The sequence below is a fragment of the Phenylobacterium sp. genome, from assembly GCF_036501465.1.
In the GTDB taxonomy this organism is placed as follows: Bacteria; Pseudomonadota; Alphaproteobacteria; order Caulobacterales; family Caulobacteraceae; genus Phenylobacterium.
Map to the genome: position 1 here is coordinate 42,062 of NZ_DASYAF010000155.1, position 15,980 is coordinate 58,041.

The 15,980-nt window shown below is 70.9% G+C and carries 15 protein-coding genes; 9 read left to right on the forward strand and 6 right to left on the reverse strand.

The window, feature by feature from the left end; genetic code table 11:
* Positions 1-16 precede the first annotated feature (16 nt).
* The gene (locus VGL85_RS17730) at positions 17-1,867 is read left to right on the forward strand and encodes a DUF885 domain-containing protein (protein WP_331590320.1); all 1,851 of its coding nucleotides are present in this window, start codon (positions 17-19) and stop codon (positions 1,865-1,867) included.
* A gap of 10 nt (positions 1,868-1,877) precedes the next feature.
* On the opposite strand, the gene VGL85_RS17735 is transcribed toward VGL85_RS17730, so the two are convergent.
* The gene (locus VGL85_RS17735; protein ID WP_331590321.1) at positions 1,878-2,618 is read right to left on the reverse strand and encodes a LytTR family DNA-binding domain-containing protein; all 741 of its coding nucleotides are present in this window, start codon (positions 2,616-2,618) and stop codon (positions 1,878-1,880) included.
* A 171-nt stretch (positions 2,619-2,789) separates the two neighbouring features.
* Here VGL85_RS17735 and VGL85_RS17740 point away from each other — a divergent pair, with 171 nt between their 5' ends.
* Together VGL85_RS17740 and VGL85_RS17745 are read left to right on the forward strand one after the other, a co-directional pair.
* Positions 2,790-3,416 carry a DUF2306 domain-containing protein gene (locus VGL85_RS17740; RefSeq protein ID WP_331590323.1) on the forward strand — a complete coding sequence of 209 codons (627 nt, stop codon included), beginning with the start codon at positions 2,790-2,792 and terminating at the stop codon, positions 3,414-3,416.
* 116 nt (positions 3,417-3,532) lie between these two features.
* Entirely contained in the window at positions 3,533-4,174 is a 642-nt protein-coding gene (locus tag VGL85_RS17745; RefSeq protein ID WP_331590324.1) for a glutathione S-transferase family protein, read from the forward strand.
* Positions 4,175-4,250: 76 nt separating this feature from the next.
* On the opposite strand, the gene VGL85_RS17750 is transcribed toward VGL85_RS17745, so the two are convergent.
* Complete coding sequence (locus VGL85_RS17750) at positions 4,251-4,640, reverse strand: VOC family protein (protein ID WP_331590325.1); 390 nt, start codon at positions 4,638-4,640, stop codon at positions 4,251-4,253.
* 16 nt (positions 4,641-4,656) lie between these two features.
* Positions 4,657-5,604 carry a LysR family transcriptional regulator gene (locus VGL85_RS17755; protein WP_331590326.1) on the reverse strand — a complete coding sequence of 316 codons (948 nt, stop codon included), beginning with the start codon at positions 5,602-5,604 and terminating at the stop codon, positions 4,657-4,659.
* Positions 5,605-5,753: 149 nt separating this feature from the next.
* Between VGL85_RS17755 and VGL85_RS17760 the strand changes: the two genes are divergently transcribed.
* From VGL85_RS17760 to VGL85_RS17785, 6 genes are all read left to right on the forward strand, one after another.
* Positions 5,754-6,830: an HlyD family secretion protein gene (locus VGL85_RS17760; protein WP_331590327.1), complete on the forward strand. Its 1,077-nt coding sequence runs from the start codon at positions 5,754-5,756 to the stop codon at positions 6,828-6,830.
* 11 nt (positions 6,831-6,841) lie between these two features.
* Entirely contained in the window at positions 6,842-8,368 is a 1,527-nt protein-coding gene (locus VGL85_RS17765) for a DHA2 family efflux MFS transporter permease subunit (protein WP_331590328.1), read from the forward strand.
* A complete protein-coding gene (locus VGL85_RS17770) occupies positions 8,352-9,857 on the forward strand; it encodes an efflux transporter outer membrane subunit (RefSeq protein ID WP_331590330.1) in 1,506 nt (501 codons plus the stop codon). The genes VGL85_RS17765 and VGL85_RS17770 overlap by 17 nt, the downstream gene beginning before the upstream one ends.
* Before the next feature lie 67 nt (positions 9,858-9,924).
* Positions 9,925-10,305, forward strand: coding sequence for a metalloregulator ArsR/SmtB family transcription factor (locus VGL85_RS17775; RefSeq protein ID WP_331590331.1), 381 nt, complete (start codon positions 9,925-9,927; stop codon positions 10,303-10,305).
* Positions 10,302-10,751, forward strand: a complete 450-nt coding sequence (locus tag VGL85_RS17780) for an SRPBCC domain-containing protein (protein WP_331590332.1) — start codon at positions 10,302-10,304, stop codon at positions 10,749-10,751. Before VGL85_RS17775 ends, VGL85_RS17780 begins: the two co-directional genes overlap by 4 nt.
* 2 nt (positions 10,752-10,753) lie before the next feature.
* Positions 10,754-11,473: a hypothetical protein gene (locus VGL85_RS17785; protein ID WP_331590334.1), complete on the forward strand. Its 720-nt coding sequence runs from the start codon at positions 10,754-10,756 to the stop codon at positions 11,471-11,473.
* A gap of 15 nt (positions 11,474-11,488) precedes the next feature.
* Here the strand turns inward: VGL85_RS17785 and VGL85_RS17790 are convergent, their stop codons facing one another.
* The 3 genes from VGL85_RS17790 to VGL85_RS17800 all read right to left on the reverse strand — a co-directional run bounded on the left by VGL85_RS17790 (position 11,489) and on the right by VGL85_RS17800 (position 15,978).
* Positions 11,489-12,877, reverse strand: a complete 1,389-nt coding sequence (locus VGL85_RS17790) for an MFS transporter (RefSeq protein WP_331590335.1) — start codon at positions 12,875-12,877, stop codon at positions 11,489-11,491.
* Between the two features lie 141 nt (positions 12,878-13,018).
* Positions 13,019-15,040, reverse strand: coding sequence for an elongation factor G (locus VGL85_RS17795; RefSeq protein ID WP_331590336.1), 2,022 nt, complete (start codon positions 15,038-15,040; stop codon positions 13,019-13,021).
* Between the two features lie 197 nt (positions 15,041-15,237).
* On the reverse strand, positions 15,238-15,978 hold the full coding sequence (locus tag VGL85_RS17800; protein WP_331590337.1) for a hypothetical protein: 741 nt from the start codon (positions 15,976-15,978) through the stop codon (positions 15,238-15,240).
* Positions 15,979-15,980: the final 2 nt, after the last annotated feature.

The window sequence follows — 15,980 nt, forward strand, 5'->3', positions numbered from 1 at the left end:
TCAGGGAACGGAAAAGATGAATCAATTCGACCGTCGTAGCTTCCTGGCCACTACCGCGGGCGCGGCCTTGGCGACCGCCCTGCCGGCCCTCGCCCAGGGCGCGCGGCCGAACCCGTTCCCGGCCGGGTCGGAGGACCACAAGCTGCGCGCCATGCTGGACAGGATGTTCGAAGACCAGGTGGATGAGAGCCCCAGGCGCGCCACCGGCCTCGGCCTCGACAAGGGCCCCCGCGCGGCCCTGAAATCCCAGCTCGACGACAACTCCGAGGCAGGCCGCGCCAAGCGGCTGGCGCGCACCCGCGCGCGCGTCGCCCAGCTGCACACCATCGACCGCGCCAAGCTGGGCGCGAACTCCAAGATCGACCTCGACGTGCTGCTCTACGGCCAGGAGCAGACCATCGGGGCCAGCGACAAATGGAAGTTCGGCGACGTCGGCGGCAACTTCCGGCCCTACGTCATCAGCCAGCAGACCGGCTCGTACCAGGAGATCCCGGACTTCCTCGACAACGCCCACAAGGTCGCCGACGCGAGCGACGCCGAAGCCTACCTCTCGCGCCTGTCGGCCTTCGCCAAGGTCATGGACAACGACCTGGAGCGGCAGCGCCACGACGTGGCCCTGGGCGCGATCCCGGCCGCCTTCGTCTGCGACCTGTCGGTCGGCCAGATGCGCGCCCTGCGCAACCAGCCGGCGGCCCAGACCATCATGGTCACCTCCCTGGTGAAGAAGGCCAAGGCGGCCAATGTCTCCGGCGACTGGGAAGGCCGCGCGGCCAAGATCGTGCAGGGCGAGGTCTTCCCGGCGCTCGATCGCCAGATCGCCGCCCAGATCGCGCTGAAGGCCAAGGCCGGGCCGAACAACGCCGCCTGGTCGCTGCCCAACGGCGAGGCCTACTACGCCGACGCGGTGAAGGCCTCGACCACCACCGACTACACCCCCGAACAGGTCCACCAGATGGGCCGCGACCAGGTGGCCGAGATTTCCGGCCGGTTGGATGCGATCCTCAAGAAGCAGGGCCTCAGCCAGGGCACGGTGGGCGCGCGCCTCGTGACGCTCAACAACCGCCCCGATCAGGTGTTCGCCGACACCGACGCCGGCCGCGCCGAGATCCTGAAGCTGCTGAACGACCACATCGCCGACGTCTACAAGCTGCTGCCCAAGGCGTTCGACACCCTGCCCAAGGCCAAGGTCGCGGTGCGCCGGGTGCCGGTGTTCATCCAGGACGGCGCCGCCAACGGCTACTACAACTCCGCGCCCCTCGACGGCTCACGCCCGGCCTACTTCAACATCAACCTGAAGGAGGTCTCGGACTGGCCGCGCTATAACCTCTGGACCCTGGCGCACCACGAGACCATCCCCGGCCACCACCTGCAGATCGCCCTGTCGCAGGAATCCACCGCGATGCCGATCATCCGGCGCGCCGGCGGCGGCTATTCGGCCTTCGTGGAGGGCTGGGCGCTCTATGCCGAGCAGCTGGCCCAGGAGCTGGGCGCCAACGACTTCGACCCGCTGGGCGAAGCCGGCTACCTGCAGAGCCTGCTGTTCCGCGCCGCGCGCCTGGTCACCGACACCGGCATCCACGCCAAGCGCTGGACCCGCGAACAGGCGACCCAGTACATGGTCGACACCATCGGCAACACCAAGACCCGCGCCCAGCGCGAGGTGGAGCGCTACTTCGTCAGCCCCGGCCAGGCGAACAGCTACAAGGTGGGCCACACCGTCTGGGTGAAGGTGCGCGACGAGGCCAAGGCCAAGCTGGGGCCGCGGTTCAACCTCAAGGCCTACCACGACGCCGTCCTGCTCTCCGGCGCCATGCCGCTCACCGTGCTGCAGCGCCACGTCTCCGAATGGCTGGCGACCCAGGCCTGAGCGCGGGCGCCTAGAACCAGCCGGCGGCCTTCAGGCCCGCGGCATGGGTGCGGCTGACCGGGGCGACGAGCCCGCCCGCGAGCCGCAGCTCGCCGCGGCCGCGCCGCCAGCGCACGCCCTCGATGGCGTCGGCCGCCGCCCACCAGGAGCGGTGGACCTGGAAGCCAGTCACGCCCGCCAGCTCGCCGAGCGCGTCGGAAAAGCGCAGCGAGATCAGCTCCGAGCCCAGGTCGGTGTGGACCCGCAGGTAGTGGTCCTCGGCCTCCACGGCGATCAGCCGCGCCGCGCGATGCTTCGCCGACAGCCGCTGGCGGAAGGCCTCGTCGCTGGGGGCCGGCGCCGCTGTGGGCGCAGGCCGCTTCTCGATCAACTGGCGCACGCCCATCACCGCCACGCTGATCACAAATACCTGCCAGATCAGCACCTCGTATCGCCGCGAGGGCGAGGGCCCGAAGGCCCAGATGGAGGCGAAGACCACCAGCACGCAGACCCCCGGCGTCATCACCACCGATGAGAACAGCCAGCGCAGCCAGGGATTGGCGAACCGCCGCCCGCCGAGTTCGTCGACCGCGATGCCGATCACCCCGCCGCCGAGGATCACGCCGGGCCAGTAGATGAAGCGCACCAGGGCCGGCGCGGTGATGCTGCCGAACGGCCCCAGCGCGCCAAAGAACAGGCCTATGGCGGTCAGCAGGACGGCGTCGCGGATCAGGGCCGTGCGGTCGCCGAAGGCTGGAATCGGTCGTGTCACGGGCGCGATCTTGCCACGGGTGCGGCCGCGCGCCGTCCCCGTTCGCGCAGAAACGGCGCCGTTCGCGCGGCGACCGCCGCCGTCCGCGCAGCATCGGCGCGCTTTGCGCAATCGCCCCTACCGGCCGCGCCCAGCCCGTGAGACGCCTGCGGCCAATGACGGAGGTTCCAGATGAATCCTTATCTTTCCAGAGGCTTGTGGTGGATTGGCGCGGTCACCAGCGTGATCATCGCGCTGATCTCCTATCGCTATTTCGTGCCCTCGATCCCGACGCCGACCTTTGTCGGCGGCAACGCCATGGCGCACCCCTGGCTGTGGGTCCACGCGGGCTTCGGCGCCACCTCGCTGATCCTGGGGCCCTGGCAGTTCCTGCCGCGCCTGCGCGCCCGCTGGCCGCGGGTCCACCGCTGGATCGGCCGCGGCTACGTCGTCTCGGTCATCGTGGGCGGGTGCGCGGGCCTGCTGCTGGCCAGCGGGACCACCGCCGGCCCGATCGCCCGCGCCGGCTTCAGCCTGCTCGCCATCGTCTCGGTGGGCCTCGCCGCCAACGGCTGGCGCCTGGCGATGAGCGGCCGCTACGCGGAGCACCGGGAATGGATGGTCCGCTCGTTCGCGGTGATCTTCGGCGCCGTGCTGCTGCGCGCCTACCTGCCGATCGCCCAGGGCCTGTTCCACATCCCGTTCATGCCCGCCTACCGCGCCATCGCCTGGCTGGCCTGGGTCCCGAACCTGATCGTGGCCGAGCTCTACCTCCGCGGCGCCTTCCGCCCGCGCCGCCCGGCGCCGGCAGCGGCTTGAATCCGGGTCGCTGCTGCTGACATGATGCTGTCAGCAAACGGGCGCCATGGTGCGGGCCTGGCGGGAAACGGACCCCAGACAACCCTCCCCAGGACGGACCCCGAAAGGACCAAGCCATGTCGAAAGACCTGATCTTCTACACCAACCCCATGTCGCGCGGCCGCATCGTGCGCTGGATGCTCGAGGAAGTGGGCCAGCCGTACGAGACGGTGATCCTCGACTACGCCTCGACGCTCAAGGGGGCCGAGTATCTGGCGATCAACCCGATGGGCAAGATTCCGGCGATCAAGCATGGCGACGCGGTGGTCACGGAAGGCGCCGCCATCTGCGCCTACCTGGCCGACGCCTTCCCGCAAGCGGGCCTGGCCCCGCCGGCCGCCGAGCGCGGCGCCTACTATCGCTGGCTGTTCTTCGGCGCCGGGCCGGTGGAGGCCGCCGTCACCGCCCGCAGCCTGGGGTTCGAGCCCAAGGCGGAACAGAAGCGCACGGCCGGTTTCGGCGACCTCGCCGACACCCTGAACGCGCTCGAGACCGCGGTGAAGGATCGCGAATTCATCGGCGGCGACCGCTTCAGCGCGGCCGACGTCTACACCGGCTCGCAGATCGGCTGGGGCATGCAGTTCGGCGGAATCGACAAGCGCCCGGCCTTCACCGCCTATTGGGAGCGCGTCTCCAGCCGTCCCGCCGCCGTTCGGGCGCGCGAGATCGACGACGCCCTCATCGCCCAGGCCCAGCAGGCCCAGCCGCAACCGGCTTAGCGCCAATTTTGCGATCCTCCTCCCCCTTGTGGGAGGAGGGAGAGCCACGGGTCGAACGGGTCCTGGGTTCCAAGGTCTAGCCTTTCGGCTCGATCAGGTCCCAGCGGTTGCCGTAGAGGTCCTCGAACACCGCCACGGTCCCATAGGGCTCGTGGCGGGGCGGCTCGGCGAAGCGCACCCCGGCCGCGGTCATGGCGGCGTGGTCGCGGGCGAAGTCGGAGGTCTCCAGGAACAGGAAGACCCGGCCGCCGGTCTGGTCGCCGATGCGGGCGGCCTGGTCGGGGCCGGCGGCCTTGGCCAGCAGCAGGCCCGCGTCGCCGCCCGGTGGGGTCACCACCACCCAGCGCTTGCCGCCGCCCTGGTCGGTGTCGGCGCTGAGCGAGAAGCCCAGCTTGCCGACGTAGAAGCCGATGGCCTCGTCGTAGTCGCGCACCAGGAGCGCGGTCAGTGAAAGCCTCTGGGTCATGTCGCGCACCCGTCTCCTAGAGCCCCTGGGCCACGTCGCGGATCAGCTCGCGCATCCAGCCGATGGCCGGCTCCGCCAGGCGGTCGCGCAGATAGAGCAGGCTGACGTCGACGATCGGGCTCTCGTAGGGCGGCTCGATCAGCTGCACCCGGCCGGCCTGGGCCGAGAGCAGGGCGAGGCGCCGCGGCAGCAGGGTCGCCATGTCGGTGCGGCTGGCCACCGCCAGCGCGGTATAGGTGTCCGGCACCGTGACGCCCACCCGGCGGGTGAGGCCGCCGGCCGCCAGGGCGGCCTCGAAGGCGCCGGCGTCCTCCCAGCTCGCCCGGCTGACGAAGGCGCGGCGCTCGCCGCCGTCCTCCACCAGCCCCGGCAGGCTGCGGGCGATGACGATATGCGGCGTGGAGACCAGGGTGGCCAGGTCGACCCGGCCCTGGAACCGCGGATGGCCGCGGCGCACCGCCCAGACCAGGGTCTCGGTCATGATGGTCTCGCGGGCGAACCGCTCGGGCGAGGCCAGCACGCTGCTGATCATGAAATCCACGCGGCGCGCGTCGGCGCGCTCGATCACGTCGTTGGAGGAATCGGCGATCATCAGCTCGCAGCGCGGCGCGGTCTCGGCCAGCCGGCCGGCCAGGGGCGGCGCCAGGATCGCGCTGGCGTAGGCGCCGGCCACCACCGCGAAACGCCGCTCGCTGGTCGCCGGGTCGAAGTCGGAGGGGGCCAGGGCGGCGGTCAGCTGGTTCAGCGCCGCGTGCACCTGCGGCCCCATCTCCACCGCCCGCGGCGTCGGCTGCATGCCGGCCGGGCCGCGCACGAACAGCTCGTCGCCCAGCACATAGCGCAGGCGGTTCAGCGCGTGACTCACCGCAGACTGGGTCAGTCCCAGCCGGGCGCCGGTGCGCGTGACGCTGCGTTCCTCCAGCAGGACGTCGAACACCCGCAGCAGGTTAAGGTCGAGGTTCATGAGCAACGTTCATTTGTTGCGTGACAACATATCATTTGGATCATCGGACGGGCAGCCCTATCTGAGGGTCGACGGGAACGCCGGCGCGGCCATGAGAGGGCCAGCGCCTGCGTCGCCGTCTGCGTTTTCCGAGGAAAAGGGGCGTCGCGTTGAGCGAACCTGAAGTCATCCCACTGCGCGGCAACGCCGACGTGGACCCCAAGGCCAAGCCCAGCCTGATGCAGCGCCTGCGCTGGCCGCTGATCATCGGCGGCCCAGTGCTGATCGGCCTGGTGGTGACCTACCTGATCCTTACCGGCGGCAAGACCCAGACCACCGACGACGCCTATGTGCAGATCGAGAAGGCCCCGGTCGCCCCCTCGATCGCCGGGCGGGTGACCGACGTCTTCGTGAAGGAAAACCAGGTCGTGCGGCGCGGCCAGGTGCTGTTCACGCTCGACACCCGCGACATGCAGGCCACCGCCGAGGCCGCCCAGGCCCAGGTGGCCAACGCCTCGCTGCAGGTGGGCGCGTTGCGCGCCGGCTACCAGCAGCAGATGGCCATGGTGCAGGCCGCCAGCGACCAGCTCAGCTATGCGACGACCGAGGCGGCGCGGGTGAAGAACCTGGCCAACGTCGGCGTCGATTCCCAGGCCCAGGTGGACCAGGCGAGCCACGCCGTGCTCGCCGCCCGCGCCCAGCTCGCCGCCGCCCGCCAGCAGGCGGCCCAGGCGCTGGCCAACCTGAACGGCAAGCCCAACCTGGCGGCGGGCGAGGCGCCGGCGGTGATGCAGGCCCAGGCCCAGCTCGACCGGGCCAAGCTCAACGTCTCCTACGGCACGGTGGTGGCCCCGGCCGACGGCATCGTCACCCGCGTCGACCAGATGCCGGTGGGCACCTATCTCAACGCCTCGCAGACCGGCTTCTGGCTGCTCTCGGGCCAGCCCTGGATCGAGGCCAACTTCAAGGAAGACCAGCTCGCCCACATGAAGGTCGGCCAGGCGGTGACCATCAAGATCGACGCCTATCCCGAGGCGCTGAAGGGCCATGTGGCGAGCTTCTCGCCGGGCACCGGCCAGGCCTTCTCCGCGCTCCCGGCCCAGAACGCCACCGGCAACTGGGTGAAGGTCGTCCAGCGCCTGCCGGTGCGCATCGCCTTTGACAAGCCGCCGCCGGACATGGCGGGCCGCGCCGGTCTCTCCGCCAAGGTCACCGTCGACGTCCGCGCGCCCGGCCGCGCCGGCTAGGGCGGCTCGCCATGAGCACCGAGCAGGACGCCAGGAACCGCTGGCCGATCACCATCTCCATCATGCTGGCGACGGTGATGAATTCGCTCGACACCACGATCGCCAACGTGGCCCTGCCGCACATCCAGGGCTCGGTCTCGGCCTCGGCCGACGAGATCACCTGGGTGCTGACCTCCTACATCGTGGCGGCCGCGATCATGACGCCGCTCTCCGGCTGGCTGGCCGGGCGGCTGGGGCGCAAGCGCGTCTTTCTGATCTCCATCGGCGGCTTCACGGCGGCCTCCATGCTCTGCGGCATCGCCACCAGCCTGCCGGAGATCGTGGGCTTCCGCCTGCTGCAGGGGATGTTCGGCGCGGCCCTGATCCCGCTCTCCCAGGCGGTGCTGCTCGACATCAACCCGCCGGAGAAGCACGGCCAGGCCATGGCCATCTGGGGCGCGGGCGCCATCCTGGGCCCGATCCTCGGCCCCGCGCTGGGCGGCTGGTTCACCGAGGACTTCAGCTGGCGCTGGTGCTTCTTCATCAACCTGCCGGTCGGGATCCTGGCCTTCCTGGGCGTGCTGTTCTTCATCTCCGGCGACCGTCATCAGGCGGCCAAGCGGTTCGACTTCCTGGGCTTCGGCATGCTGGCGATCTTCATCGCCGCCTTCCAGATGGTGCTGGACCGCGGGCCGACGCAGGACTGGTTCAACTCCCGAGAGATCTGGACCGAGACGATCATTTCGCTGACCGCGCTCTGGGTGTTCGTGATCCACACCTTGACCACCGCGCACCCGTTCTTCGACCGCGCCCTGCTGCGCGACCGCAACTTCGTCACCGCCTCGATCTTCGGCTTCTTCATCGGCATCCTTCTGTTCTCGACCATGGCCCTGCTGCCGCCGATGATGCAGGTGCTGATGGGCTATCCAGTGCTGACCTCGGGCCTGGCCAACATGCCGCGCGGCATCGGCTCGTTCTGCGCCATGTTCCTGGTGGGCCGGCTGATCGGCAGGGTGGACACCCGGCTGATCCTGTTCACCGGCTTGGCCATCAGCTGCCTGGCGCTGTGGCAGATGATGCACTTCGACCTGGCCATGACCGAGCGGCCGTTCATCACCTCCGGGATCATCCAGGGCCTGGGCGTGGGCCTGCTGTTCGTGCCCCTGTCGACGCTGGCCTTCGCCACCGTGCCGGCGCACCTGCGGCCGGAGGGCTCGGCGGTCTACACCCTGATCCGCAACCTGGGCTCCAGCGTCGGCATCTCGATCATGAACGCCCTGGTGGTGGCCAACACCCAGACCATGCACTCCAGCCTGGCCGCCAAGGTCATCCCGTCCGACGCGGTGGTCCGCGCGGCCCTGCCGCACGCGCTCAATCCCGCCACCGCCATGGGCGCCAGCCTGCTGAACAACGAGATCACCCGCCAGGGCTCGATGGTCGCCTACGTCGACGACTTCCGCCTGATGTTCCTCATCACCATCGCCTGCATGCCGATGCTGCTGCTCATGAAGAAGCCGCGGCGCGCGGGCGGAGACATGCTCCATGCCGCTGCCGACTAGATCCCTGACCCTCCTGACGACGGCCTGCGCCTGCGCCCTGGCGCTCGGCGCCTGCACCACCGTCGGGCCCGACTTCAAGGCGCCCGAGGGCCCCAAGGGCGCGGCCGCGGCCGGCTACGCCATGGCCGGCGACGCCCAGGCCGCGGGCGTGCGGCTCAGCCCCGAGGCGCGCACCGCCGAGCCCTGGTGGCAGGCCTTCGGCTCGCCGGAGCTGGACGGCGCCATCCGCCAGGGCCTCGACGGCAGCCCGACCCTCGCCCAGGCCCGCGCGACGCTGGAGCGGGCCCAGGCGCAGCTGCGCGCGACGCGCGGGGCCCAGGCGCCGCAGGTCGACGCCAACGCCTCGGCCCAGCGCGAACTGATCAACCTGGCCGCCTTCGGCTTCTCCGGCTTCCCGGGCGTCGGCCCGATCCCCAATCCGGAGATCAACCTCTATTCGGTGGGCGGCTCGGTCAGCTACGACCTCGACGTCTTCGGCGGCAAGAAGCGCGCCACCGAAAAGGCCGCCGCCCAGGCCGAGGCCGCCCGCAGCCAGGCCGACGCGGCCTATCTGACGCTCAGCGGCAACATGGCCATGCAGGCCATGCGGATCGCCAGCCTGCGCGCCCAGATCGCCTCGGTGCGGGAGATCGTCGCCGACGACCGGCGGGTGATCGACATGGTCCGCAAGGCCGAGGCGGCCGGCGGCGAGGCGCACGCGGCGCTCTCCGGCGGCGTCGCCCAGCTGGCCGAGGACGAGGCCCTGCTGCCGCCGCTGGTGCGCGATCTCGACGCCGCGCGCCACCAGATGGCGCTGCTGGTCGGCAAGTCGCCGGCCGAATGGACCGCGCCGGACTTCGACCTCGCCCGCTTCACCGCCCCGGCGGAGACCCCGCTCGCCCTGCCGTCCGCCCTGGTCCGCAACCGGCCCGACATCCTGGCCGCCGAGGCCGACCTGCACGCGGCCACCGCCGCGGTCGGGGTGGCGATCGCCAACCAGTACCCGGACCTGCGGCTGTCGGCGATGCTGACCCAGGAGGCGATCAAGCCGGGCGACATCTTCAAGGGCAGCGCCGCGGCCTGGGACATCCTGGGCGGGGTCACCGCGCCGATCTTCCACGGCGGAGCCCTGAAGGCCCAGCGCCACGCCGCCGAGGCCGACGCGCGCCTGGCGCTCGCCCGCTATGAGCAGACGGTGCTGATGGCCTTCGTGCAGGTGTCCGACGTGCTCTCCAACCTGGGCGCCGACGACCAGGCGATCGCCTCGCTGAAGGTCGCCAACCAGGCCGCCGACCAGGCCGCCACGGACGCCCAGAACGCGCTTCGCCTGGGCGGCGGGCCGATGCTCGACGTGGTCAACGCCCAGCGCACCGTCAGCCGCGCGCGGCGCGCCCTGGCCGAAGCCCAGGGCCGCCGGATGAGCGACCTGGTCGCCCTCTACGCCGCCACCGCCACCGACTGGCGCACGGCCGCTGCGCAGGCCCCGGCCGTCCCGGCGAAGGGCCGCTGAGCCCGACTTTCCCCGCCTGTTTCGGGATGGATTGACAGGCTGAGCTTTGGCGTAGATGGTTTGCCACATGGCAAACTATAGCGCCGACCCCCTGGACCGGGCCTTCGCCGCCCTCAGCGACCCCACCCGGCGCGCGATGCTGGCGCGGCTGGAGCAGGACGCCGCCCTGACTGTGAGCGACCTGGCGCGGCCGCTGCCGATCAAGCTGCCCACGGTGCTGAAGCACCTGGACGTGCTCTCCGACGCGGGCCTGGTGCGCCGCGAGAAGCAGGGCCGCACCGTCACCGTCAGCCTGACGCCGGACCCCTTGAAGGCGGCCACCGAGTGGCTGCACCGCTACGAACGCTTCTGGAACGCCAGCCTCGGGCGGCTGACCGAGGTCGCCGAGGCGCGCGAGGCCCAGGCCCAGGCCGGGAACCGGGACCGCGCCAAGGACGACGACGCATGACCAGCGTGACCATCGTGCGCCAGATCCGGGCGCGGCCGTCCATCGTCTTCGACCTGCTGTCGACCGCCGAGGGCCTGACCTCCTGGTGGGGGCCGGACGACCTTCCGGCGCTGTCGGCCGAGGCCGACGTCCGCGTCGGCGGCCGCTTCCGGGTCCGCTTCCGCCGGTTCGACGGCGGCGAGCACGAGTGCGCCGGGGAATTCCTGGAGATCGCGCCGCAGGAGCGGCTGGTGATGAGCTGGCGCTGGGCGTTCGGCGGCCCGCCCGAGGAGCAGGGGCGCGTCTCGCGCGTGGAGTTCCACGTGCGGCCGTCGACGGCGGGAACCGAGCTCACCCTGGTCCACGCGGACCTGCGCGACGTCGCCTCGGAGGAAAGCCACCGGGGCGGATGGTCCGGCGCGCTCGACAAGCTGCAAGCGCTTTTGAATGGCTGGAAGGAAGGCTGAGAATGAGCAATGCGAAGCTGTCGCCCTGGGCCCTGGGCCTCGCCGCGGCGTTTGGGCTGGCCCTGCCGGGCGCCGGCGCGGCCCAGGCCGCGAAGACCTATCCCACCATGGCGCCGGTGGGCGACTACCTGATGGCCGACCGGGCCAAGGAGATCGCCTTCGCCCGCACCGCCGCCCCGCCGTCGATCTCCGCCGACGCCGAGGTGCTGGTGCTCACCGCCAAGGGCTATGTGAGCGGGGCGCCCGGCAAGAACGGCTTCGTCTGCATGGTGCAGCGCGCCTGGTTCTCGGGCCTGGAGGACACCGGCTTCTGGAACCCGAAGCTGCGCGCCCCGGTCTGCTTCAACCAGCAGGCCGCGCGTTCGGTGCTGCCGGTCTTCATGACCCGCACCAACTGGGCCATGAGCGGCGTCAGCCAGGCCGAGATCGCCAAGCGGACCCACGCGGCGATGGCGGCGGGCAAGGTTCCCACGCCCAGCGTGGGCGCCATGACCCTGATGATGTCCAAGGACGGCTACCTGGGCGACGTCCCGCACGGCCCCTGGCACTCGCATGTGATGTTCTACATGCCGCCCATGAAGACGTCGGAATGGGGCGCGGACCTGCCCGGCTCGCCCATCGCCTCGAGCGCGGCGGACGGGAACCCGTGGACGATGTTCTACATCCCGGTGGCCAAGTGGTCCGACGGGACGGCGGACGCCGCGGCGCACGCCGGCCACTGAGGCCTTGGGCGACGGCTAGCCTTTCCGGCGCAGCTCGCGCTTGTGGGTCTCGGTCAGCACCAGCACCGACAGGAACGAGATCGCGCACAGCGCCGCCATGTAGGCCGAGATGGCGCTCGTGCTGCCGAACTTCTCGAACAGGGCCGCCGACAGGATCGGCGCCAGTCCGCCACCCAGGATGGCTCCGATCTGATAGCCCAGCGACGCCCCCGAATAGCGGAACTCGGTCGAGAACATCTCGGTCATCATGGCCGCCTGCAGGCCGTACATGACGCTGTTGAACGCGAGGCCGCCGGCCATCGCCAAGGCCATCATCGGGAAGGTGCCCGCGTTCAGCAGCATGAAGAAGGGCCAGGACCAGATGAACGCCAGGACCGCGCCGGCCAGGAAGACGCCGCGGCGGCCGAACCGGTCGGAAAGCGCCGCCGTCAGGGGCAATACCGGCGCTGAGACGACGGTGCCGGCGATCACCGCCCACAGGACCATGCTCTTGTCCACGTGCAGGGTCTTGGTCACATAGGCCACGGCGTAGATGATCATGATGTAGAAGGTGCCGTTGGCGGCCACGAACGAGCCCGCGGCCAGCAGGATCTCCTTCGGATGGCGGGCGATCACCCGCAGGATGGGAGAGGTCTGCTCGGCGCGCAACAGGGCGGCCGCCTTGTCGAGGCTGATCCCTTTTTCGCTGGCCAGCGCCTTGGCCGCGGCGGCTTGCTTCTCGGCTTCCAGCGCCTGCAGCGCCTGGTAGTCGGCGGTGTCTTCCAGCTTCAGCTGGACGTAGAGCCCCAGCAGCACCAGCAGGACGGAAATCAGGAACGGAATCCGCCAGCCCCAGGCGGCGAAGTCTTCCTTGGGCATGACCGCGCCCATCACCAGGAAGATCATGTTCGACAGGATCACCCCGGCGGGCACGCCCATCTGGGCGAAGCTGCCGTAGAAACCGCGCCGGTCCGCCGGCGCGCTCTCGATGGCCACCAGGGCGGCGCCGCCCCACTGGCCGCCGACCGCGAAGCCCTGGGCGAAACGCAATACGATCAGGATCAGGGGCGCGGCGACGCCAAGCGTCGCATAGCCGGGCATCAGGCCCACGCCGGTGGTGGCCAGCCCCATGATCATCATCGCCAGCACCAGGGCCCGCTTGCGGCCGATGCGGTCGCCGTAGTGGCCGAAGACCACGCCGCCGACCGGCCGGGCCACGAAGCCGACCGCCACCGTCGAGAACGACGCGATCAAGGCCACGAAAGGCGGCATGTCCTTGGGGAAGAAGAGCTGCGGGAACACCAGCGCCGCGGCGGTGCCGTAGATGAAGAAGTCGTACCATTCGATGCTCGACGCGGCGAGCGAGGTCATGACCGCGACGGCGACGTTGTTTTTCGCGGCCGGCGCGGCTGTGGCGGTGGTCATGCTGGTCTCCCCGACTGGACGCGGAGTCCCCCCGCGCTTGTCCTAGGGGTAGCGCACGCAACAGGCTTGGGCGAGCCTCTAGGCTCGCCCGCCCGCAGATTCCGCCGTTCGGCTCGGCGCAGATGCGTTTCGGGCGCGCGTCTAGGCCCTGGCTTCCGACCTCTGGCTGGCCTCGGTCGCCAGCCGGCCCGAGAGTTCGGCCATGTGGTCGAAGTCGGCCTCGAAGGCGCCCAGGCCCTGGGTCAGGCCGCGCAGCTCGGCGATCAGCCCCAGCCGCTCGGACTGCGGCAGGTAGGCCTCGATCCGCTCCCAGCCGCGCCAGTCCTCGCGGGGGCTCAGGCCCAGGATCTGGCCGCGCCGGGCGGTGAGCGCCGAGGTGACGTTCGACGCGCTGGGCGAGGGCGAATAGACCACCAGCTTCTCGATCGGCTCCAGCAGGATCGCGCCGCAGCCGGGAAGGCCCTCGTCCATCGCCAGGCGCCCGGCCATGCGGAACGCCATTTCGGAGGAGTCGACGCTGTGGGTCTGGCCGTCGACCAGGGTGACCTCCAGGTCGGTGACCGGGAAGCCCAGCTGGCCCTTCTCCAGCCCGTCGCGGACGCCCTGCTCGACGGCGGGGATCCACTGGCGGGGCACGGCGCCGCCGACCACCTTGTCCCTGAACACCAGGCCCGAGCCGCGGGGCAGGGGCCGGATCTCCACGGTGACGTCGGCGAACTGGCCGTGGCCGCCGGACTGCTTCTTGTGCCGCGACCGCTGGGTGGTCCCGCGCTGGATGGTCTCGCGATAGGGGGTCTTCGGCTGCTCGGTGTCGATCTCCACCCCGAAGCGGCGGCGCAGCCGCTCCAGCGCCAGGCGCACATGGCCCTCGCCCTGGCCGGCCAGCAGCACCTGGCGGCTTTCGGCGTCGTGGGTCAGGCGCAGGCCGGGATCTTCCTCGATCAGCTTGGAGAGCGCCCCGGACAGGCGCACGTCGTCCTTGTGGTTCTTGGCCGAGAGCGCCACCGCGAACAGCGGCCGGCGCTGGGCCGACGCCGCGGCCGGCGCCTGCGGCTTGCCGTTGGTCGACAGGATCTGGCCGGCCTGGGCCGCCTCCACCTTGCCGATGGCGCAGACCTCGCCCATGGCCGCCTGGGTGATCTTCTTGATCGCCGCGCCCTGCACGGCGAAAAGGCCGCCGGCGCGGCAGCGTTCGCCGTCGGGCAGCACGAAGTCGGCGCCGTCCGGCAGGGCTTTGCCGAACACCCGGGCGTAGGCCAGCTTGCCGGACTGGCCCGCATAGGCCGCCTTCAGCACATAGGCGCCGGCCTCGATCCCTAGCCGCTGGGCGGCGCGCTCGGGCGGGGGCGTCTCGTGGCGCAGGGCCTTCAGCAGGCGGCGCACGCCGAAGGTGTTCTGCGCCGAGCCGAAGAACACCGGTACGATCATGCCTTCGTTCATCTCGCGCACCAGGTCGGCGAAGACCGCGTCGCGGCTGGGCGTCACGTCGGAGAGCAGTTGTTCGAGCAGTTCGTCATCGAAGTCGGCGATCTGCTCCAGCATGTGGAACCGCGCCTCGGCCTCCGTGTCGGCCAGATCGCCGGGGATCTCGATCTGGGTCGAGGGCTCGCCCGGCCGGTAGACGAAGGCGCGCTCCAGCGCCAGGTCGATGAAGCCGGAGACGTGCTCGCCTTCCCAGGTCGGGATCTGGCGCGCGACCAGCGGCGTCGAGCTCACCGGGGCGAGCGCGGCCAGCAGGTCGGCCAGCGACCCGTGGGCCTGGTCCATCTTGTTGATGAACAGGGCGTGCGGCACGCCCAGCCGCTCCAGCTCGCGCAGCGTCGGCTGCAGCAGGGCGGCCTTGGCCGGATCGGGCTCGGCCACCACCACGGCCAGGTCGACGGCCGGCAGGGCGGCGTCGAGGTCCGCGCAGAATTCCAGCGATCCGGGGCAATCGACCACCGAATAGCGGTCGCCCATGAACTCGAAGCCGGCGAGGTTCAGCTCCACCGAATGGCCGCGGGCGCGCGCCTCGGGACTGCTGTCGCCAACCATCTCGCCGCCCACGCGCCGATCCACGGCGCCGGTCACCTGCAAGAGGGCCTCCATCAGGGTGGTCTTGCCGGAGCTGGTGGGGCCCACGAGCGCGAGCGCGCGCACGGACCCCGCGGTATGGATTGGCATGGTCGATCTCCCATCACCTTTGGCGCCACGGACGCCCATCGGGTGGGATGCGCATCCCTGGCGCGGTTTAGGACGGTCGCGGACCGGTTCAGGGGCTCGCGCCGCCCTGATGGAAATCAGCCTACGCCCCGACTTTGGCGGGTGTCAGATCACGAATCGGTGCGCCGGCCCGGCTCGATCCAGGGCCTCGGCTCGAACTAGTGGACGTGCGCGCCGGACGCCGAGCCGTCCGACCAGGTGGCGGCGGGGATGACGAACACCCGCATGGGCGGCAGCCCGCTGGCGGCCAGTTCGTCGGGCTTCGCATAGCCGGACCAATAGGGGCCCGATGCGATCGGGGAGCCGGGCAGGTCGGAGCCCCAGGGCGCGGGCTCCGCGAAGGGCATGAAGAACATCACATGCGCCGCGTTGTGGGCGCCGGTGTCGGTCAGATAGGACCCTTTTCCCATCATGAAGCTCATCGCGCCGGGCTCCAGGGCGGGCGCCTCGCCCCGGTCGAACGCGGACTTCAGGCGCGCCAGGATCTCGGCGCGCGAGCGGCCGGCCAGGACCAGTTCGGTCCGCAGTTCGGCGAGCGGCAGCACCGACCGCGCCGCCGGCGGGTTTAGGCAATCGGCGCCGCGGATCTTCGGGTTCCAGATCTCCGGCGCGTCGAGCGCCCCCACCCAGCCGCGCTCGACCATGCACACGAAGCCGTTGGTCCCCTTGACCGCGGTCTCGTAGCCGCCGCGGCCCAGCACCAGCACCGTCGCATCGCGCGATATGGATGGCGGCGCAGCGCTTCTCGCCAGGGCGATCTCGGCGTCGCGGTCCATCAGATACTGGCCGATGGCGGCCATCGCCGGGTAGCGCGCCTCGGGCGGCTGGGCGCGGGCCGCCGGGGCCAGAAGCGCCGCCAGGACGCCCATGGCCGCCGCGAATGTCGATCTGGCTGGCATGG

Coding starts and splice junctions, on each gene's coding strand:
- VGL85_RS17730 (WP_331590320.1), top strand. CDS start 17: ATGAATCAATTCGACCGTCGTAGCTTCCTGGCCACTACCGCGGGCGCG.
- VGL85_RS17740 (WP_331590323.1), top strand. CDS start 2,790: ATGAATCCTTATCTTTCCAGAGGCTTGTGGTGGATTGGCGCGGTCACC.
- VGL85_RS17745 (WP_331590324.1), top strand. CDS start 3,533: ATGTCGAAAGACCTGATCTTCTACACCAACCCCATGTCGCGCGGCCGC.
- VGL85_RS17750 (WP_331590325.1), bottom strand. CDS start 4,640: ATGACCCAGAGGCTTTCACTGACCGCGCTCCTGGTGCGCGACTACGAC.
- VGL85_RS17755 (WP_331590326.1), bottom strand. CDS start 5,604: ATGAACCTCGACCTTAACCTGCTGCGGGTGTTCGACGTCCTGCTGGAG.
- VGL85_RS17765 (WP_331590328.1), top strand. CDS start 6,842: ATGAGCACCGAGCAGGACGCCAGGAACCGCTGGCCGATCACCATCTCC.
- VGL85_RS17770 (WP_331590330.1), top strand. CDS start 8,352: ATGCCGCTGCCGACTAGATCCCTGACCCTCCTGACGACGGCCTGCGCC.
- VGL85_RS17775 (WP_331590331.1), top strand. CDS start 9,925: ATGGCAAACTATAGCGCCGACCCCCTGGACCGGGCCTTCGCCGCCCTC.
- VGL85_RS17780 (WP_331590332.1), top strand. CDS start 10,302: ATGACCAGCGTGACCATCGTGCGCCAGATCCGGGCGCGGCCGTCCATC.
- VGL85_RS17785 (WP_331590334.1), top strand. CDS start 10,754: ATGAGCAATGCGAAGCTGTCGCCCTGGGCCCTGGGCCTCGCCGCGGCG.
- VGL85_RS17790 (WP_331590335.1), bottom strand. CDS start 12,877: ATGACCACCGCCACAGCCGCGCCGGCCGCGAAAAACAACGTCGCCGTC.
- VGL85_RS17795 (WP_331590336.1), bottom strand. CDS start 15,040: ATGCCAATCCATACCGCGGGGTCCGTGCGCGCGCTCGCGCTCGTGGGC.
- VGL85_RS17800 (WP_331590337.1), bottom strand. CDS start 15,978: ATGCCAGCCAGATCGACATTCGCGGCGGCCATGGGCGTCCTGGCGGCG.